This is a genomic window from Rhodopirellula sp. UH5 (assembly GCF_056839225.1).
This window is the reverse complement of the sequence record NZ_CM166390.1, coordinates 1815812-1833049: the sequence shown is the minus strand read 5'-3', so window position 1 is coordinate 1833049 and position 17238 is coordinate 1815812. Positions and strand designations below refer to the sequence as shown.

Genomic DNA, 17238 nt, shown 5'->3' with positions numbered 1-17238 from the left:
TTTCGCGTAGACCCGGTGATGGCCGGTTTGCTTCGCTTGCGGCGATGAATCACTGACAGCGCAAAAAAAAAGACCCCGATCCGTAACAGGTGAGGCGGACACCTGTCACGGATCATTGGGGCTTCTTCTGGCCCAGGCAAGAGCCGAGAAGTTCAAAGGCACCGCGCTGCGACGCCGCCGAGTGTGGTAACGGCACATTCGGCGGCATCACTGCGGTGGGTAGAACTAGACCACCGATCCGCCGGCGACGGCGTCCGATGGGTAAGCGTGCATACCGTGTTCGCTGATATCCAAACCAGCTTGTTCTTCTTGTGGCGAAACTCGCAGCATGCCCACTGCTTTGAGAACTCCGAAGACGATCGACATGGTGATGAAGGCCCAAGCACAGATCGAAGCGGTTCCGATCAACTGGATCATGAAGTTGGTCGAGCCAGATTCGAGGTGAGCGTTTGGCAGGATGCCGAGAGCCATGCAGCCCCAAACACCGCAGACGCCGTGGACTGGGAAAGCACCGACGGGATCGTCGATCTTGACTTTGTCCAACACGATGATGCTCAGCACGACCAAGGCACCGGCAACGCCACCAACGACGATCGACATTGAGTTGCTCATTGCGTCACAGCAAGCCGTGATGCCAACCAATCCACCCAACGCACCGTTGAGGCCCATGGTCAAGTCAGGTTTGCCGAACAAGCCCCAGGAAACAGCGGTGGCAACGATCACGCCAGCAGCTGCGGCGAGGGTGGTGTTCACAGCGATGAAAACAGTTGCGTCGATGTCAGCCGACGATTGGAAAGCCAGTTGGCTGCCAGGGTTGAATCCGTACCACCCCACCCACAGGATGAACACACCCAGAGCAGCGAAAGCAACGTTGTGACCTGGCAATGGAACGCTCTTGCCTTCAGCGGTGTAGCGACCCAGGCGAGGGCCGAGGAAAATTGCACCAGCGAGGCCAGCGAAACCGCCAACAGCGTGAACCACTGCTGAACCAGCGAAGTCTTGGAAGCCCATGGCGTACTCGCCGTCGACCAGTTCACCGAACTGCATCAACCATCCGCCGCCCCACTTCCAGTAACCGCTGATCGGGTAGATCAGGCCGGTCAGGAGGGCACTGTAAACCAAGTAAGCGTTGAATTTCATACGGCCAGCAACTGCACCGGAAACGATCGTTGCGGCGGTTGCAGCGAAGACGGCTTGGAAGAACCAATCGACTTGTGGCGAGAATGTTTGATCAGGACTGGAGTCGTAGATTCCGGTGCCACCGAAGGCGAAGAATCCGTTTGTGACATCGCCGTAGCTTCCTGGGTACATGATCCCGAAGCCGACGAAGAAGAACAGAAGTGCCCCAACGGACAAATCCATCAAGTTCTTGGAAAGAATGTTGATCGTGTTCTTGGAGGAGTTCAGCCCAACTTCGACCATCGCGAAGCCAGCTTGCATGAACAGAACCAAGACGGCACAGAGAAACAGGAAGCCATTGTCGAAGGCGTACCCGACTCCCGCATCCGCAGCGGGTTCCTCTGGATCAGCGTCACCCGCGTCGGCGACCTCTGCAGTTTCCATTGCAGCCGAGGGCTCTTCCTGAGCCGAAGCTACCGACGCGAGTGAACCGCCGATCCCCATCATCCCCACAAGGAGAGCCATAGTGAGCCAGGCAAAACGGAACCCTGTCCGTCCGCCGCCAAGCTCGTGTGTTGTAAATGCTGAGATCGAACTCATGTGGTCTTCCTTCTCGTAAGACAGTTGGTTGACCCGACACGTTGCCTTCGGCACCCATTGCCAAAGTGAATCATTCACCATGCCGAATCGTTTCGAACCAAGTGCTGCACCGCCGTCCACCGTCCAACTCCTGCCCGGGCCATCCTGAATCGCTCGTGAGTCGTGCGTTGTCCTTTTGGGAAGCACTTCTTTTCGGAGGATGGCTATTGGCACACTTCGGGCCAAAGGCAAAGTTGTTTCTTTGGAAAGGTTTATAAGGTGCTTGACAGGAAGGACTTAAAAGTTTGTGAAAGCAAGGTGGTTGCAATTGAGGCGGCGTGCCAAAAATTTTGATGCCTAATGCATGGGCAGCTTTGTTTGTCGACGCGTAAAAAAGAGGCAGCGTGGCTCACTGGCGGAGGGGGGGCAATTCGAAGCTCCATCGTTTCTCGCGAAGACGGACCCCAGGCAGCGTCGGGTGGATCCCTTGGGCGACCTTTCTCGGGCCGCGGCGGATATGCCGGTCACTCATCGCTATCGCAATGCGTTCGCTGTCACAGGCTCAAACCCGTTCTGGCAGGTGCCGTGATCGACACGCCGCCAAGCAGTTCGGCAGGAATGATCGGAACCACGTGAGCGGTTTGGGTGTTCGCCTGGACCGCAAAATGTTTGATGTTGATGCCCCGATAGCGGATGCAACTTTTCTTCCGGCTTGCTGTCTTTCTTCATCCCGGTAGGGATGCCAGATGGTAGCCGGGGGGGTGCTGCGTAGCAGCGTACCCCCGGAAAACATGTCCGTCGGTGGCGCGATCGCTTACCGACGGCTACCATCTGAAATCCCTGCCGGGACAAAAATTTGCGGAACCACAGTGTGTCACAACGCCAAACATTCAGCAGTCCAGCGTGAGCGCCGGTTGTACGTCGGATCAACAACGCTTGCCCAAACCATTTCAAACGCCGAAACAATCCTGCCGACCTGCTCAACACCAGCTTTCGGGGGACCGCATGGTCGCCGGACATATTCTGTTGACGCGATGTTCCTGGGCACGACCTCCTGACTTTCCGGCGGTGGTCGAGCGAGCCGAGTGCTGGCGTCCGCATCGTCCGATAGCCACCTGGCTCGCGTGGGCGTTGAACCTGGACGACCACCGCCTCCTGAACCGAAGTGACATTTCAAACGTCTTGTATGACTCGCACGCCAACGTGCGCAATGGGTCGGGGGGCATGCACCGGCCCGCCTAAGGTGCAGAAGCAACCGACACCCGATCTCAGCGGAGTTTGTGACGCCGTCTTCACAGTCCCCTCATAATTACGCCTGACAGGGGGCATGCATTCGTTTAAGCTATTGGATGTGATGTCGGTCATCTGGCATCACTCCCCCACCCGGACGGATCTCGTCCGTACTCCTCATCTTTTCATCCCACCGAATCGGTTCTTTCCTCATGGAACCTTCCTCCACGCCGGGCCCGGCGCGCAACGGTCGCCGCAGCAACCGACGCATGCGCCACCCAGACAAAGACGTCGATAAACGCGTTCGCGAGCTTGATGCGGAACGCGATCCGCTCTCGTTGCCCGAAGAGATTGTCAGTGAAGTGACACGCGCGGGCGGTCGAGTTGGCATTCCCGCGAAGGATCAATCCTCCAAGCAAGCGTTGAATATCAACGACCTGCAGAAGCTTGATCACGATGAGTTGCTGGCTCTGGCCGAAACGGAAGGCTTGCAAGAGATCGCAGCCTTGCCGCGGCAAGATCTTGTCTTTCGCCTGCTGAAGGCGCGGATGAGCGCCAACGGTTTGATGTACGGCGAAGGCACGTTGGAAATCCTCCCCGACGGGTTCGGATTCTTGCGAAGCGCGCAGTACCACTACCTTTCATGCCCCGATGACATTTATGTCTCGCCCAGCCAAATCCGACGGTTTGGTCTGCACACGGGGTCGCACGTTGCCGGCCAAATTCGTCCGCCGAAGGAAAACGAACGTTACTTCGCGCTCCTTCGGATTGAAGCGATCAACCACGCCGACCCGATGCAACGTCAGCGTCAAAAACCCTTTGACGATTTGACTCCCTTGCACCCTCGAGTGCGAATTGTCACTGAATATGACGCACAAGAACTGAGCACTCGTGTTGTTGACCTGTTCACGCCGATTGGATTTGGGCAACGCGGATTGATCGTCAGCCCGCCCCGTGCAGGCAAGACGATGTTGATGCAGAGTTTGGCTCGCGGTGTTTTGAACAACTATCCGGACGCGTATGTTGTCGTGCTGCTGATCGATGAGCGGCCCGAAGAAGTCACGGACATGGAACGCGAGATCACTTCGCCCCAATGCGAAGTGATCAGCAGCACGTTTGATGAGCCTCCGGCGCGGCACATTCAAGTCGCTCAGATGGTCGTCGAAAAAGCCAAGCGAATGGTGGAGTCGGGAACCGATGTGGTCATCTTCCTCGATTCAATCACGCGTCTGGCGCGAGCATACAACAGTGACAGTGAATCAGCGACCGGCAAACTCTTGACGGGTGGCTTGGACGCGGGAGCCATGCAGAAACCGAAGTCCTTTTTCGGGTCGGCTCGAAAAGTCGAAGAAGGTGGCTCGCTCACGATCTTGGCGACCGCCTTGGTTGACACGGGCAGTCGCATGGATGATGTGATCTTTGAAGAATTCAAAGGCACTGGCAACTTGGAAATCGTTTTGGACCAGGACTTGGTCGCTCGGCGAGTTTGGCCTGCCATTGATCTGACACGCAGCGGCACGCGACGCGAAGAAATGTTGTTGGATCAAGAAGAGCACCGCCGGATCGAAACGTTGCGACGCGAATTAGCGGATCATTCACCGGTAGACTCCATGACGGAACTCACCAAACGCATGCGGAAGACGCAGAACAACGCGGAGTTTCTGATGAGTGTTCAGCCTCAGGATTGATGGCTTCCCTCTCTTACTGACCAACCTTCCCACCTCCAATTCTTCTTCGAGAATTCGAATGCCCTCCATTGATGGAACCACAGGAAACCTGCCCAGCGGACGTGTCGCGATCATCGCCAGTCGCTACAACGCCAACATCTGCGATTCGATGGTTCAAGCAGCCCTGCAATCACTCACCGATGCTGGGATCCCGGTGGAGAAACATTGGTTGATCCGTGTGCCGGGGGCTTGGGAGTTGTGCTGGGCGGTGGAGCAAGCGTTTCAGCATGCCGACGTGATCGGTGCCATCACGCTGGGATGCGTGATCAAAGGCGAGACCACTCACGATGAACACATCAACCGCGCGGTCAGCGACACTCTGATGGAACAATCGGTGCGAAGCGGTCGCCCGATCGGGTTTGGTTTGCTGACCTGCAACACGGTCGAGCAAGCCATCCAGCGCAGCGGTGGAACGGTCGGCAACAAGGGGCACGAAGCCGCGGATGCGATGTTGGAAATGCTGCGTTTGCAAACCAAAATGCGCTAGGGTTCATGACTGAGTCGACGCTTTGCGAAGGGGGCCAAACGGCGTTCGCAAAGAGGAAATTCTTCCGCCGCAACCGGAGCCGCACATGACTCGATTGTTCATCCAGTTCTATTGCGGGGTGCTACTGATCTTGTTCATCGCTTGGGTGATTCAAGCGTATGTGTTTCGCGGCACGACGGAATCGCAGAACATCTCGGTCATCGAAAGTGCGCTCAGTGGTGGAGCGCTGCTGGCTCGCGATGAGATCGTCGCCGGTGGCATGGAGCACTTGGATGACACCGTCGCCAGCATTCAGTCTCGTTTCGCGTACCCGGTTCACGTGGTCGATCGCTCCGAGCGAAGAATGTCACCGACTCTGTTGAAGCGACTCGATGAGGGTGAGGCGGTGCTGTATGGCGACAGCATCGAAGTGGCTCTTCCCGAAACAGAATGGCTGTTTGAGTTGGGCCCGCTGCCTCGGTTCGCTGGTCCACGCCGCAGTGACATCCTGCTGGGGTTGGGCAGCGTCTTTGGGCTGGTCGCGATGGCCATTGCGATCTTGATGCGGCCCATTGCCCGGCAGTTTCGCAGTGTCGAGCAAACGGCGTTGGCGATCGCGGAAGGTGACTTTTCCGCTCGGATCAAAGACACGGGGCGTCGTCGCAGCCTGCCGATCGTGGGGGCGTTCAACACGATGGCCGAACGTGTGGAATCACTTCTGCAGTCGCAAAAGGAATTGCTGCAAGCGGTCTCGCACGAGTTTCGAACGCCACTCGCTCGCATCAAATTTGCAACCGAATTGGTGCGTTCCGCGGACACCGAAGAGAAACGCAATCAGCGAGTGGATTCGATCGATGATGCGACCGACAAACTCGATGACTTGGTCGCTGAGCTGCTCCACTACACTCGCACCGACGAGCAATCTCAAGTGGCGCCTCGCGAACGGGTTTCCGCTCAAGCAATCGCCTTGGAAGCGATTGGACAACACGCTCCCTTGCATCCCAACATCCACTTCGACTCGCCCACCGGTTCGGAGACGATCGATTTGGTGACGTATGAAGCCGGGTTGGTTCGGGCCCTCGGCAACCTGGTCGGCAACGCGGGCAAGTACGCCAACTCGCAGGTTCGCGTCACGATCACCGACCAAGCCAATCGCGTTCGGTTTCTGGTCGAAGACGACGGGCCGGGAGTCCCCGCTGCGGATCGTCGGTTTATCTTCGAACCCTTTCATCGCCTTTCCGGCGACTCTCAGCCTGGTACCGGTCTAGGTCTCGCCCTCGTGCGACGCATTTGCCGGAGACTAGGTGGCGCCGTCACGGTGGACGATAGCCCGCTGGGTGGAGCCGCGTTCCAAATCGAACTGCCACAAAGTTTGCTGCCGATGCCGCCTCGTCACTCGGCGCCAGATCAAACCGGAGACCGTTGATCGCGTTAAAGTGAAAGTGGAGCGAACGAATTGCGGCGGCCATTTTCGTCGTGCACTGCTATCTGGTCATCTTTTTTTGAGGCGAGAATATGAACGCCAAGTTGCCTTCCTCGAGTCGACCAGCGAACTTCCGCAGACGACTCCTGTTTGTCGTCGCGGTCATCGTTTTCATCGGTGTCCCAGCGTACTTGGAATTCAAACTTCGACGCCCCGTCGGTGAGGGACCAGCCGGTTTGCAGATCTCGATCGAACCGTTCGAGACCGTTTGGACGCAGCGACGTGTGCACATGCTCGGGGTGGGAGACAGTGTCACGCGAGGTCTCGGCGCGAAATCCAGTTCGCATTCGTACTTTGAACGCTTGAAGCAAAATCCAAAGGATGAATGGCCGGGCATGCAAGGCAAGCATTTGTCGGCGGTCCTGCCCAACCTGACGGCGTCCAACGTCGCCGTGTCCGGTTCCACTTCGCTGGACCATGAACGCATCATCGAAACGGAGATCGAGCCGTTTGATGAGGACGTGTTTGGATTGGTCGTGATGACCACCGGTGGAAATGATTTGATCCACAGCTACGGTCGCCGCCCGCCAGAAGAAGGCGCCATGTACGGTGCGACCTTGGAACAAGCCCAGCCTTGGATTGAATCGTTTGAATCAAGGTTGGGTGGAATGCTGCAGTCGATCAGCGACCGCTTCTCTGCAGGGTGCATTGTCTTTCTGGGTGACATCTACGATCCGACCGATGGTGTCGGTGATGCACCGAGTATCTTTCTTCCCGATTGGCCCGACGGTTTGGCAATCCATGCGGAATACAACCGCGTCATTCGCCGGGTGGCAAATCAGTTCGGGCATGTTCATGTCGTGCCGCTTCATGAAACGTTCTTAGGGCACGGATCGCATTGTCGCCAATTTTGGCGAAGCACCTACGACTGGGATGATCCCACGTATTGGTTCTACACCAACATCGAAGACCCCAACGATCGCGGCTACGACGCGATTCGTCGCGTCTACTTGCAGGCCATCGTCGATCAACGCCAGGCGTTTGTGTCCCTGTCCGACCGCGAGCCGGACCGGAGCCTCGGAATTGCCCCAGGTCCGGCGTCGCTTGGTCGTTGGCACTCGCCTCAGTCAGAAATGGAAGCCAGGCTCGTTGGCATGCCTTCGCAATCGAATTTTGCTTGGACGGATTGATCGGTCAATGAGATCACCCAGAGGCTTGCATCGCCCGGGTTGGTGATCGCGATCTGACGGCCTCGCGGAAGGAACACCGCGTCGTGATGTCCGAAGTGGCCTTCCATCTGACTCGGTCCCACCGCGATCGGTTCACCCGCTTTGGCGTCGGAGAAATCACCGTTGCCATCGGGATCCAGTTCCACCACGTACAGCTGATCGCTTTCCGGAGCTTCTTTCGATTCCGCAAAGCACAGTGCGATCGGACGTCCGCCGGAGCCTTTGCCGACAATCGGTGTCCGCAGCGACTGGTCGCTGGCGAGTTCCATCTTCATCGATTGAACCTTGGGTTCATGGCTGGAAGCATCGACGAAGCAGAGCAGTGATTGGTCAGCCTTGCCACTTGTGAAGACCACCTTGTCACCGAGAGTCGCGAATGCTCCGGTGCGAAGCGAGTTGCCCTCCGAGTCCGTGCCGATATCAAGCTGATTGACATGCACGGAATCAGCCGCGTCATCGACTTCCAAGTCCGCTTCGACCCAGCAAATGCCTTCGGCCGGAGCGAAGAAGACTTTGCCGCCACAAGACGTCGCGCCGTGCAGGACGCCGGTGGGGCAATCGATGCGATATCCCTTGCCCTTGTTTTCTGCCAGCCCGACGACGTCGACGCGTCCCGCATTCTCACCTTTGCCGTGAATCCAAGTGCTGTAGGCGACCTTTCCATCGGCCACCGCCAGCGTGATGTGTCCTCCTCCGCCTTCGTGGAACTGCCCCGCTTCGGTCGGCGTCGTGGCTTGTCGAACACCTTTCGCATTCATCACCGTGAAGCCATTGCGTTGATCGTTTGCCATCACGAACGATTGCCCATAGCGATACAGGTGAGCTGGGTTGCCTTGGCCGTCGTCAATCAATTTCGAGTGCACCGAGGGTGGCTCTGGAAAACGCCAGTGGAAGTGATCGCCATGGGCTTCTTGCGTGGCTCCCGACTCAATCGCAATCCAGCCGCTGCCGATGTCGCCGTTTGCTTCGTCACGCACGCCAACGACGAGCAGCCCGTCATCGATCTGCATCTGAACCAGCGTCTGGTCATCCACATCCAGTTCGGGGAAGCCTTCGACGGGGTGCTCTTTCAGCGAGTATCCCTCCTTCGATTTTTGCAGGTCGCCCCATTTCAAGGCGGCACTGGAGTGGTCCTGCCAGAAGAGGCGGGCGATGGTGCGCCCTTCTGCGTGGAGGTTGGAATTGCCCAAGAATGAGAGGGCAGCCAAGGTCAAAAGGAATGTTCGAATGGTCATGGTTGGTTGTGTTCGATGTCAATGAATGGATGAAAGGGAATGAACGGCGCGTCGTGGCAGCTCAATCGTCTGTTGAGGGGTTTCGGAGAACGGTTTCAATCGGAGCGAGTCGCAGAACTTGTCCACCACGGATGCTTTCAGCATCCAGCCGCCATCGCTGATCGATTCCATTGCGACGACATAGCTCTCCGGTTCAGGGGATGGCAAGGCGTGGAAGTGGGCGACTCCATGTTCATTGGTGACTGACTGGTCGAGCGTGATGCCATCGGCAGACTGCTTCAGTCGCACCTGCACGTTGGCGAGTGGGGTGCCGTCGTAAGCGAGCGTCACGAATGTGGTGGATTTCGCAGCCGTCTTCGACGACGTTCCATCACACCCGATGACAGCCACAGCAGCACCGGCCAGCAGCAATGCCCCGTAGTGCTTGGTCACGGCCACTGGACCACCTCTTTGCCGTCGCGTGAAAACAAGGCGTGGTACAGCGTTCGATCGATTGAATCGGTCATGAAGTGGACGCTGCCATCCAACATCGCGTGCATCGATCCGCCGGTGTGATAGGACCGCGAGGAATAAAACCCGCGACCGTGCATGCCCACATCGGGGATCGCCGAGTTCGGCGTCATGTAGCCGTTGATCACCGTGGAGTAGGGCACGCCTCGGATCCAGCTTGCCCCGCGATTGCCGGTGTAAGAATTGATTTTCGCGGGAAAAACCGTTTCCAAATCGGGGTTCAAAATCAGCGTTCCACCATCCAGGAAACCTGGATTCGGGGCGGTGTTGGCCGTCGTGCCACTCCAGTTCGCGATCCGGCGATGTGGCCCAGCGGGCGTGGGCTCGGTCAGGCCGCTGGTTTGATCGCCCATGACGGTTTCGGCCAGCAACACGGTTTGGCTGGTGCCGTCCAAGCAGTCACGAAATTTGGCCCAGGAGTTCTCCCAGACCATTCCGTCGGTTCGATATCGATCATCGTAGTGTGTGTCAGTTCCGCTCCCGTAGCTGAACATGTAGCTCAGGCCGCCAGAATAGCCGTCGGTTCCGTCCGCAAACGTGGTGCTGAATTTTGGGTCGCCGACGTCGCTTGGGCAAAGAAAGGTGGGGACCACTGTTTCAACCGCTTCGCGAAGAGCCGGGTTGAAACTCGATGCCCAGGGAGGGCCGGTCAGCAGAGGTTGTTCAAAGTTGATCAGCTCACTCAGGCCAGCCTGTTCGATGTAAGGCAGCACGCGAGCTTGAGCGGAGAAGCTGCTGGATCCCGTCATTGCTGGGATGCATTTGAACGAGCTCTCGTAGTTGTGAGTCGACAACGCGATTTGTTTCAGGTTGTTGCTGCACGACATACGGCGAGCCGCCTCGCGAGCCGCCTGAACAGCCGGCAATAGCAACGCGACTAAGATCCCGATGATGGCAATGACCACCAGGAGTTCAACCAACGTGAACGCATCGCGAGATCGGTCGCGACGTGTTGGAGGTGGAATGGATTTCATGAGATTTGGAGTGGGTGAGTGCGCAGAAAAATGGTAGATGCCCCGCGTGGCGCGCACGTCGATCGACACAGGTATGGTCGGACCGCGCGCCGCTCGTGCGTGAACGCACACGCGAGGCAATGGATGAAGTCGAATCGCGAATTGAGTGCACCGCCATTTCCCGCTCGCTCATCCGTCATCGGATGGCGTGGCGTTCCTGCGCATGCCGATCAGTGAATCGTTGCCAGCTCGATGGTGGCAAGGAACGATCGACTTGCACCGCCCGCGCAAACGCAGGCGAATTCAGCAAGAACGAAGTGACGGTGACTCAGACTCGAATCGCAGGCGGGCCACGAAGAGGTGGCCAAGAGATAGACAGTCCGACGTCCGCGGAATCGCGAATCGGCCAATCAGTGAACTCAATCCATTCGCTGTTGATCGGCGCTTGGGGCTGATCAACCAAGCCTGTTGGGGCCGCGAGCGATTGGCAAATCCAGCACGAATGAGAATCGTGCGGGGATTGGGATTCGTCGGCGAATTCGCTTGAATTCGCGAGCGAGTCTTGTGGGGAAGCGATCGGTGTCGCTGTTTCGCAAGCATCCGAATCACAGCAGTGATCGTGCGTGTGAATTCCCTGGGAAGCAAGCAGTTGGACCGCGTTTCCAAGTGGACCGCTCTCGCGATCACAGTTCCCGTGTTCATGGGAATGGTTCGCAGAATGCCCATGATCGCAACCACCTGAACGACAGACGACATGGTTGCACGTGGCAACATGCAACCAAGCCGGTGCATGGCCAAGCAACAGCGTGACGCTGAGCAAGAAAGTCGTGAATGGACGGATCGACGGAGCCACGGTTCGCCCAAGCGGGAGATCACGGAATTGGAATTGGAACTGCAGGTCCGACCAAAGACTTGCACCAGCATACGCAAACGTTGTGCGTTTGGTTTAGCCCCCTTTTCGAAAATTTTTGCACCTTGGAATCAATGGGTGCCCAATCATCCCTCCAAACTGCCTCGTGGTCTGTTCCAACACAATTTTGGGGCGCGGGACTCGTCAAGAGTTTCGTTGGTTGCGGGAAGACCGAGTGTCTTGACGAATGCCGCTACGGTCGGATCCAAGTTTGTGGGCGAAACAGACCGCTAGAAAGGTCGGCAGGAGTCATTCGGGATTTGAACCGTTTTGGCAAGCGTTGTTGATCCAAGTTCAATCGGGGCCAGCGCTGGACCGCGAAATGTTTACATTTGGCACTCCAACAGCGGATGCAATTTTTCTTCCGGCTTGCTGTCTTCCTTCATCCCGGTAGGGATGTCAGATGGTAGCCGGGGGTCGCTGCATAGCAGCGCACCCCCGGAAAACGAGCGTCCCCCAAAATACTCTCCATCCCGCCGTGGCCAATGGCCACGGCGGGATGGAGAGTGGCAACGCGGGCGACAGGTCCGTCGGTGGCGCGATCGCTTACCGACGGCTACCATCTGACATCCCTACTGGGATGAAAACGTGCGCAAACGAACGCGTTCCATGACACCAAACATTTCGCAGTCCAGGCCAACGTCCAAACGGCTCACACGACTGTGTCCAATCATTCCCTCCAAGCAACTTCAAAGCAGATTTCGCTCAGCTGAAAGGCTGGTTCTGCTTGGCGGAGTGGTTTTGTCGGTGCGGTGCGAACCATCCGGTGAGCAAACCGAGGGCCCGCGTCCTGGCGCTCGTCATGGGACGATTATGCAAGCGAGTGCGACTTCAAGGAATCGAAATACGATTCCCAGCTCTGGTGCTCGCGGCCGGCTGCCTCAACAAAATGGCTTTCGTTGTCGACCGCACCGGTGCGAATGCCTTCGTAGATGCCAGCGATGATGTTACCCAGGAATTCGCCAAGTTCTTGCGTGCGGTCGTCGCGATATTCTTCGACGGACATGGAACGAAAGGTGAGTTGGGTTCCAAACGCGTCGTTCAAATAGTCCGTCAATTGCTGTTGAGTGATCGCATCACCGTGCAGGTTGTAAGTGTGCCCGTCGTGTTTTGATTCCGTCAACATTTTCGCATAGGCAAACGCGAGTTCAGGACGCGTTGTGTACCCGCATTTTCCATCCCCGGCGCAGTTTGCGATCTCGCCTCGTTGTTTGTAGTTGTCGATGTATTCCACGTCGGGTTCGATGTAGATGCCGTTGCGACCGATCACCCAATCCAGACCACTTTCACGGATGTCCGTTTCGGTTTGCCGGTTGCTTTGCACCACGGGTGAGAACGCAGTGCCGTCCTCCGCACCTTGAATGCTGGTGTAAACGATCTTGCGGACACCCGTCTGCTTGGCCGCTTCGATGACGTTGCGATGTTGTTCGATGCGTTTCTCGGGAGCGTCCATTCCGGACACCAGCAAGACGTGGTCGATGCCTTCGAGCGAGCTTGCAAGGTCGGATCGCGAGTTGTAATCGCCCGGTCGGATTTCAATCCCGAGCGAGCTGGCTTTGCTGGGAGTCCGAGCCAGTCCAATGACGTTTTCCTGGCCCACGATTGGAAGCACAGCGTTGACAACTTCGCCACCCAGGTGGCCGCTGGCGGAAGTGATTGCGACTTTCATGATCGAATTCCTTGTCGGTGGGGGATGGCGAATTGCATCGTCGTGCGACTGGCGAAAACTTGTCCCGTGCCGCTAGTAAGTGTAGGATGCACGCAAAGGCGATTCAACCGCCGCCGAAGTGCGGCGTTTCGTTGCTCTTCAGTGCGACCACCTACGAGAGCATTCATGTCAAAACCTGAGCGACCTGGCTTTTTGATCAGTCGACTCGCCTACCTCTTCCGCGCACGAATCGAATCGGTGCTGGCGGAAAATGGTTCCACATTGTCCCCGGAAGAATTCGCCTTGCTGATGGTCTTGGTGGAGTCAGAGCAACCGCTGCGCCGTGGAGAATTCGCGGAGATCATGTTGCGAGACAAGACCACCATCACGCGACAGCTCGATGGGCTGGAGGCGAAGGGGCTGGTGCGAAGAAAACCGGATCCATCCGACGCTCGTGCGGTTCTGATATCACCGAGTCCGAAGGGAACTCGCCAGATCAAGAAGCTGCTGCCGCACTTTCAAACGCTTCGAGAGAGCCTTCAGGACGGGCTGACGGCGGAAGAGTGGGGGGCCGGGATGAAGGTCATGCGTCAGATGAAAGACAACCTGATCGCGATCGAATCGAAAGGCTCGCGCGAATCCAGGTGACCCCGGATTCGCGATTTTATTCTCGCTGCGATTCGCGTGGATCAAGCGATCGTGGGGACGATGCCGCCGTCGCTTCGCAGAGCAGCGCCATTGATCGCTGAGGACAGTGGGCTGGCGACAAACGCGACCAGGTTCGCAATCTCTCCCGGTTCGATCAGACGTTGGATCAAGGAAGTTGGCCGGTTTTCTTCCATGAACCGTTTTTCCGCAGCGTCGAATGGTAGCTCGGGGAACAGTTTGCCCACAAACTCGCGCACGCCCGGCGTTGCAGTGGAGCCTGGCAACACCGAGTTGACGGTCACCTGGGTGCCTTGAGTCAACTGGGCCAGGCTTCGCGAAAGTGCGAGTTGAGCGGTCTTGGTCATCGCGTAGTGAGGCATTTCTGGTGATGGAACCAGCCCCGACTCGCTGCTGATGAACACGATCCGTCCCGAGTTTTGGTCGAGCATTTGTTTGAGGTAGTGACGGGCTAATCGCACGCCGCTCATCACATTGATCTCAAGGATTTCGTTCCATTGATCGTCTGTCAGATCGAAAAAATCGACCGCTTCAAAGATTCCGAGGTTGTTGATCAAGATGTCGACCTGCGGATGCTCTTCGATCGTCTTGGCGATCCCATCGGTGGTGCCGTTGTCGGCGACCAAGCTCACGAGTTTTGCGTCCGGCAGTTCTTGGCGAATTTCACCGATCGCCTTTTCAACGCTCGCTTCGCTACGGGCGTTGATGATGGTGGTCGCGCCGTCTGCTGCGATCCGTTTCGCGATTGCCATCCCGATTCCGCCCGACGAAGCGGTGATCAGTGCTGTTTTGTCGTTGAGTCGTAAGTCCATGAGTCTGCTTCTTTTCGTTCAATTGCTTCGATGAGGTGACTCGAGTCACCGGTCAACCTGAGATGTTCGTTCAGCATGGACGTCCGCACGGTGAATACCAGATGGCTCATGTGCCGTCTGGCTCCTGCCAAAATGCGATCGTCTCTCGCGGTGATCGCAGGCTTTCACGAAGACGACAGGATGGTTTACATCGACCCCGACGAGTGCATCGACTGCGGAGCCTGCGTGCCTGAATGCCCCACCGAGGCAATCTTCTACGAAGACGACGTGCCGGACCAGTGGAAGGGATTCATCGAGCGAAACGCAACGAAATCGCAAGAATGCCCGTCAGCACACGAGTGAAGTCGTTCACCCAAGCAATCGCCGCATGGCAAGACGGTAGCCGGGTTCGCCAAGAATTCGGAGGCTCACAACTCGCGCCTCTGAATTTTGGTAAATCCAGCTACCAGGTGCCGTAGGCCAGGTTCCACCTGGCACCGCGCCGATGCTTGGGAACCAAGCGAGGCGTCCAGATAACCTTCCGTGACGATGGCGATGTTCTGCGGCATAGCACCCGCGCCAGGTGGGACCTGGCCCACACAACAACGGGTGCATCACAACCCGCCGCATGGCAAGACGGTAGCCGGGTTCGCCAAGAATTCGGAGGCTCACCACTCGCGCCTCTGAATTCTGGCAAATCCAGCTACCAGGTGCCGTAGGCCAGGTCTCACCTGGCACCGCGCCGATGCTTGGGAGCCCACTTCAATCCTGTTCTCACCAGTACGCCAACGATCAGTAAGGTGGCGCAAGTCGGCGGAAGCCGTGAAAGAGAACAACGATTAGAAAAAACAAATTGCGAAGCAGGACAGCGATCGGATTGATTGTCGGAGTTTCGACGGACGCCTCACCGGCAACGGAACGAGCCAGCGAATCACCGAGTCGCTCCATCCATGCTGTACTGCGAGGCCATTCGCAAATGCCGTGGATCCATTCCGCGGGAATCCCTTCGCGACCAACCCCGGTACCCACAATGCCTCCCACGATTGCGGCGGTTGTGTCAGCGTCGCCTCCGCAGCGAATCATCTCAGTCACGGCTTGTCGAAAATCCTTCGGGTGTGAAAGCCACGCATGAATCGCAACCGGAACGGTGTGATACGTGTAGCCGGTGATGCCTTTACCGAGCCCCAGTGAATCGGCAAACGTGTTCGTGGACTCTCTCTCACCGACGCTGTCGATTGCTTTTTGAAGCAGTTCAATGAGCTCGGTGCCGGCTTCTCCGACCGCATCGACGACTTGATCGAGCCATTGGTTTGCATTGATCGTTGGGCGTTGGCGCGAATGTTTCGCAGCCAACGCCACCGCGATCGCTCCGTATTCCGCTTTCGGGTCGCTGTGTGTCAGTCGTGAGGAGGTTCGCACCATTTCCAGCATGGGCGACATCTCATCGATCGCGGCACCGAAGATCGCAGCTCGCATTGCCGGCCCGTTTCCGGCTGAGAAAACACCGGCGTTTTCTGGTTTTGCACCCAACCACAGTTTGATCCCCGACCGAGCCGTTGCTTTGCCAACTCCCGCTGGCAAGGCCAAAATCCACCAACGCAGCCGTCTGGCGAAACGTTTTTTGAAAACATCGACATCGCCGCGGGCTTCGATCAGCGACTGGGCCACCATGCACGTGTGTTCGGTGTCGTCCGAGACCATCCCTCGCCGAAAGAAAAACCGGTAGCGATCCGCCGGTCCAAGCAAACGCTCGGCTCTCTGCGGCGAAACACCTTCGTAGGGAAGCCCCAACGCATCGCCAACCGCGGTTCCCAAAAGGCATCCAACAATCGCGTCGCATGTCATTGCATTCGTGCTCATCCTGGAAACGCCAAGTATTTCGTCGGCACGGAATCGACCAGCCACACGCCGTTGGCGGAGAGGAAGAATTCGTGACCGTCTTCGTGCATCATCCCGGCAGCGACACGAAGGATGATCGGTTTGCCTCGCCGCGAACCAACTTTCGTGGCCGTCGTTTCATCTGCGGACAGGTGCACGTGATTGCGAGCACGCTTTTGCAATCCGCCTTCACGGATGCTGTCGAGAAACGCGGCCACGGTCCCATGATAAAGCGTTGCGGGAGGCGTCTGCTTCTCAAGCTTCAAATCCACGCCTGACACAGAGTGACCTTGGCTGGCACGAATTCGCAAACCATCGTCGCTGAGTGCGAAACGACGTTTGTCGTTCGTGGCAATGACTTCGTGAACCAATTCCAAAGTCAGCTTCTTGCCGCGGGCATTGGCACTCGCAATCAAATCATCGATCTCCAGCCAGCCTTCTTCGTCCAGCTTCATTCCAATGACTTCCGGTTGGTGCCGCAGAACAAGGCTGAGGAACTTGCTGGTCGAGATGAGTGTTTGGCTGGCTTTCATAGCACCAATGTAGTGGATGAGGGAACGAATGGATTGCAGCGGGACTCGTTGCCTCATCCACTACGAACGAAAAACGCCCGCGACAGAAGGATCCGTCGCGGGCGTTTGTCATTGGTTGCGTCAAACGACGACACGAGTCACAACACCCGAGCCGACTGTTTTGCCGCCTTCGCAATCGACGCGTACGATTTGTACTTCGCCAGCCCTTTCTCAGCTTGAACACGCAAGATCGCCGATGTCAGCGTTGTTTTGCCGTGGTTGATGTGACCGATAGTGCCAACGTTGACGGAGAAGTACTGTCGCCTGGGGCAGCGGACGATTGACGCGATCGAGAGGGCCAA

General features: G+C 57.3%; 14 protein-coding genes and 1 pseudogene. 6 read left to right on the top strand and 9 right to left on the bottom strand.

Annotated features, from left to right (window positions below):
• Nucleotides 1–225: 225 nt before the first annotated feature.
• A complete protein-coding gene (locus UH5x_RS06820; RefSeq protein ID WP_482635940.1) occupies nt 226–1626 on the bottom strand; it encodes an ammonium transporter in 1401 nt (466 codons plus the stop codon).
• 1571 nt (nt 1627–3197) lie between these two features.
• Between UH5x_RS06820 and rho the strand changes: the two genes are divergently transcribed.
• The 4 genes from rho (at nt 3198) to UH5x_RS06800 (ending at nt 7734) form a co-directional block, all read left to right on the top strand.
• Complete coding sequence (rho, locus tag UH5x_RS06815) at nt 3198–4616, top strand: transcription termination factor Rho (protein ID WP_047813585.1); 1419 nt, start codon at nt 3198–3200, stop codon at nt 4614–4616.
• Nucleotides 4617–4674: 58 nt separating this feature from the next.
• Complete coding sequence (ribH, locus tag UH5x_RS06810) at nt 4675–5142, top strand: 6,7-dimethyl-8-ribityllumazine synthase (RefSeq protein ID WP_047813487.1); 468 nt, start codon at nt 4675–4677, stop codon at nt 5140–5142.
• Nucleotides 5143–5227: 85 nt separating this feature from the next.
• Nucleotides 5228–6547, top strand: coding sequence for an ATP-binding protein (locus UH5x_RS06805; protein WP_047813486.1), 1320 nt, complete (start codon nt 5228–5230; stop codon nt 6545–6547).
• 89 nt (nt 6548–6636) lie between these two features.
• Nucleotides 6637–7734 carry an SGNH/GDSL hydrolase family protein gene (locus UH5x_RS06800; protein ID WP_047813485.1) on the top strand — a complete coding sequence of 366 codons (1098 nt, stop codon included), beginning with the start codon at nt 6637–6639 and terminating at the stop codon, nt 7732–7734.
• Here UH5x_RS06800 and UH5x_RS06795 read toward each other — a convergent pair.
• From UH5x_RS06795 to UH5x_RS06780, 4 genes are all read right to left on the bottom strand, one after another.
• Nucleotides 7668–9008 (bottom strand): hypothetical protein, encoded by a 1341-nt coding sequence (locus UH5x_RS06795; protein ID WP_482635175.1) that lies wholly within the window; start codon nt 9006–9008, stop codon nt 7668–7670. The genes UH5x_RS06800 and UH5x_RS06795 overlap by 67 nt on opposite strands.
• Before the next feature lie 18 nt (nt 9009–9026).
• Nucleotides 9027–9440, bottom strand: coding sequence for a hypothetical protein (locus UH5x_RS06790; protein WP_173442629.1), 414 nt, complete (start codon nt 9438–9440; stop codon nt 9027–9029).
• Nucleotides 9437–10492, bottom strand: coding sequence for a DUF1559 family PulG-like putative transporter (locus UH5x_RS06785; protein ID WP_482635174.1), 1056 nt, complete (start codon nt 10490–10492; stop codon nt 9437–9439). The genes UH5x_RS06790 and UH5x_RS06785 overlap by 4 nt, the downstream gene beginning before the upstream one ends.
• Before the next feature lie 1700 nt (nt 10493–12192).
• Nucleotides 12193–13053 (bottom strand): SDR family oxidoreductase, encoded by an 861-nt coding sequence (locus UH5x_RS06780; RefSeq protein ID WP_482635939.1) that lies wholly within the window; start codon nt 13051–13053, stop codon nt 12193–12195.
• A 162-nt stretch (nt 13054–13215) separates the two neighbouring features.
• Between UH5x_RS06780 and UH5x_RS06775 the strand changes: the two genes are divergently transcribed.
• The gene (locus UH5x_RS06775; RefSeq protein ID WP_482635173.1) at nt 13216–13677 is read left to right on the top strand and encodes a MarR family winged helix-turn-helix transcriptional regulator; all 462 of its coding nucleotides are present in this window, start codon (nt 13216–13218) and stop codon (nt 13675–13677) included.
• 41 nt (nt 13678–13718) lie between these two features.
• Here UH5x_RS06775 and UH5x_RS06770 read toward each other — a convergent pair whose 3' ends face one another.
• On the bottom strand, nt 13719–14507 hold the full coding sequence (locus tag UH5x_RS06770) for an SDR family NAD(P)-dependent oxidoreductase (RefSeq protein WP_482635172.1): 789 nt from the start codon (nt 14505–14507) through the stop codon (nt 13719–13721).
• A 132-nt stretch (nt 14508–14639) separates the two neighbouring features.
• Between UH5x_RS06770 and UH5x_RS06765 the strand changes: the two genes are divergently transcribed.
• On the top strand, nt 14640–14849 hold the full coding sequence (locus tag UH5x_RS06765; RefSeq protein WP_482635171.1) for an indolepyruvate ferredoxin oxidoreductase subunit alpha: 210 nt from the start codon (nt 14640–14642) through the stop codon (nt 14847–14849).
• A 429-nt stretch (nt 14850–15278) separates the two neighbouring features.
• On the opposite strand, the gene UH5x_RS06760 is transcribed toward UH5x_RS06765, so the two are convergent.
• From UH5x_RS06760 to UH5x_RS06750, 3 genes and pseudogenes are all read right to left on the bottom strand, one after another.
• Nucleotides 15279–16331, bottom strand: a complete 1053-nt coding sequence (locus UH5x_RS06760) for an ADP-ribosylglycohydrolase family protein (RefSeq protein ID WP_482635938.1) — start codon at nt 16329–16331, stop codon at nt 15279–15281.
• An 11-nt stretch (nt 16332–16342) separates the two neighbouring features.
• Nucleotides 16343–16954, bottom strand: coding sequence for an RNA 2'-phosphotransferase (locus UH5x_RS06755; RefSeq protein ID WP_482635170.1), 612 nt, complete (start codon nt 16952–16954; stop codon nt 16343–16345).
• 110 nt (nt 16955–17064) lie between these two features.
• Nucleotides 17065–17217 (bottom strand): annotated as a pseudogene (locus UH5x_RS06750) (GTP-binding protein); the annotation flags it as partial.
• Nucleotides 17218–17238 lie beyond the last annotated feature (21 nt).

Excerpts from the sequence above, each read along its gene's own strand:
- UH5x_RS06765 (WP_482635171.1), top strand. The coding sequence starts at position 14,640 with ATGCGATCGTCTCTCGCGGTGATCGCAGGCTTTCACGAAGACGACAGG.
- UH5x_RS06820 (WP_482635940.1), bottom strand. The coding sequence starts at position 1,626 with ATGATGGGGATCGGCGGTTCACTCGCGTCGGTAGCTTCGGCTCAGGAA.
- UH5x_RS06775 (WP_482635173.1), top strand. The coding sequence starts at position 13,216 with ATGTCAAAACCTGAGCGACCTGGCTTTTTGATCAGTCGACTCGCCTAC.
- UH5x_RS06770 (WP_482635172.1), bottom strand. The coding sequence starts at position 14,507 with ATGGACTTACGACTCAACGACAAAACAGCACTGATCACCGCTTCGTCG.
- UH5x_RS06800 (WP_047813485.1), top strand. The coding sequence starts at position 6,637 with ATGAACGCCAAGTTGCCTTCCTCGAGTCGACCAGCGAACTTCCGCAGA.
- UH5x_RS06755 (WP_482635170.1), bottom strand. The coding sequence starts at position 16,954 with ATGAGGCAACGAGTCCCGCTGCAATCCATTCGTTCCCTCATCCACTAC.
- rho (WP_047813585.1), top strand. The coding sequence starts at position 3,198 with ATGCGCCACCCAGACAAAGACGTCGATAAACGCGTTCGCGAGCTTGAT.
- ribH (WP_047813487.1), top strand. The coding sequence starts at position 4,675 with ATGCCCTCCATTGATGGAACCACAGGAAACCTGCCCAGCGGACGTGTC.
- UH5x_RS06760 (WP_482635938.1), bottom strand. The coding sequence starts at position 16,331 with ATGACATGCGACGCGATTGTTGGATGCCTTTTGGGAACCGCGGTTGGC.
- UH5x_RS06805 (WP_047813486.1), top strand. The coding sequence starts at position 5,228 with ATGACTCGATTGTTCATCCAGTTCTATTGCGGGGTGCTACTGATCTTG.
- UH5x_RS06785 (WP_482635174.1), bottom strand. The coding sequence starts at position 10,492 with ATGAAATCCATTCCACCTCCAACACGTCGCGACCGATCTCGCGATGCG.
- UH5x_RS06795 (WP_482635175.1), bottom strand. The coding sequence starts at position 9,008 with ATGACCATTCGAACATTCCTTTTGACCTTGGCTGCCCTCTCATTCTTG.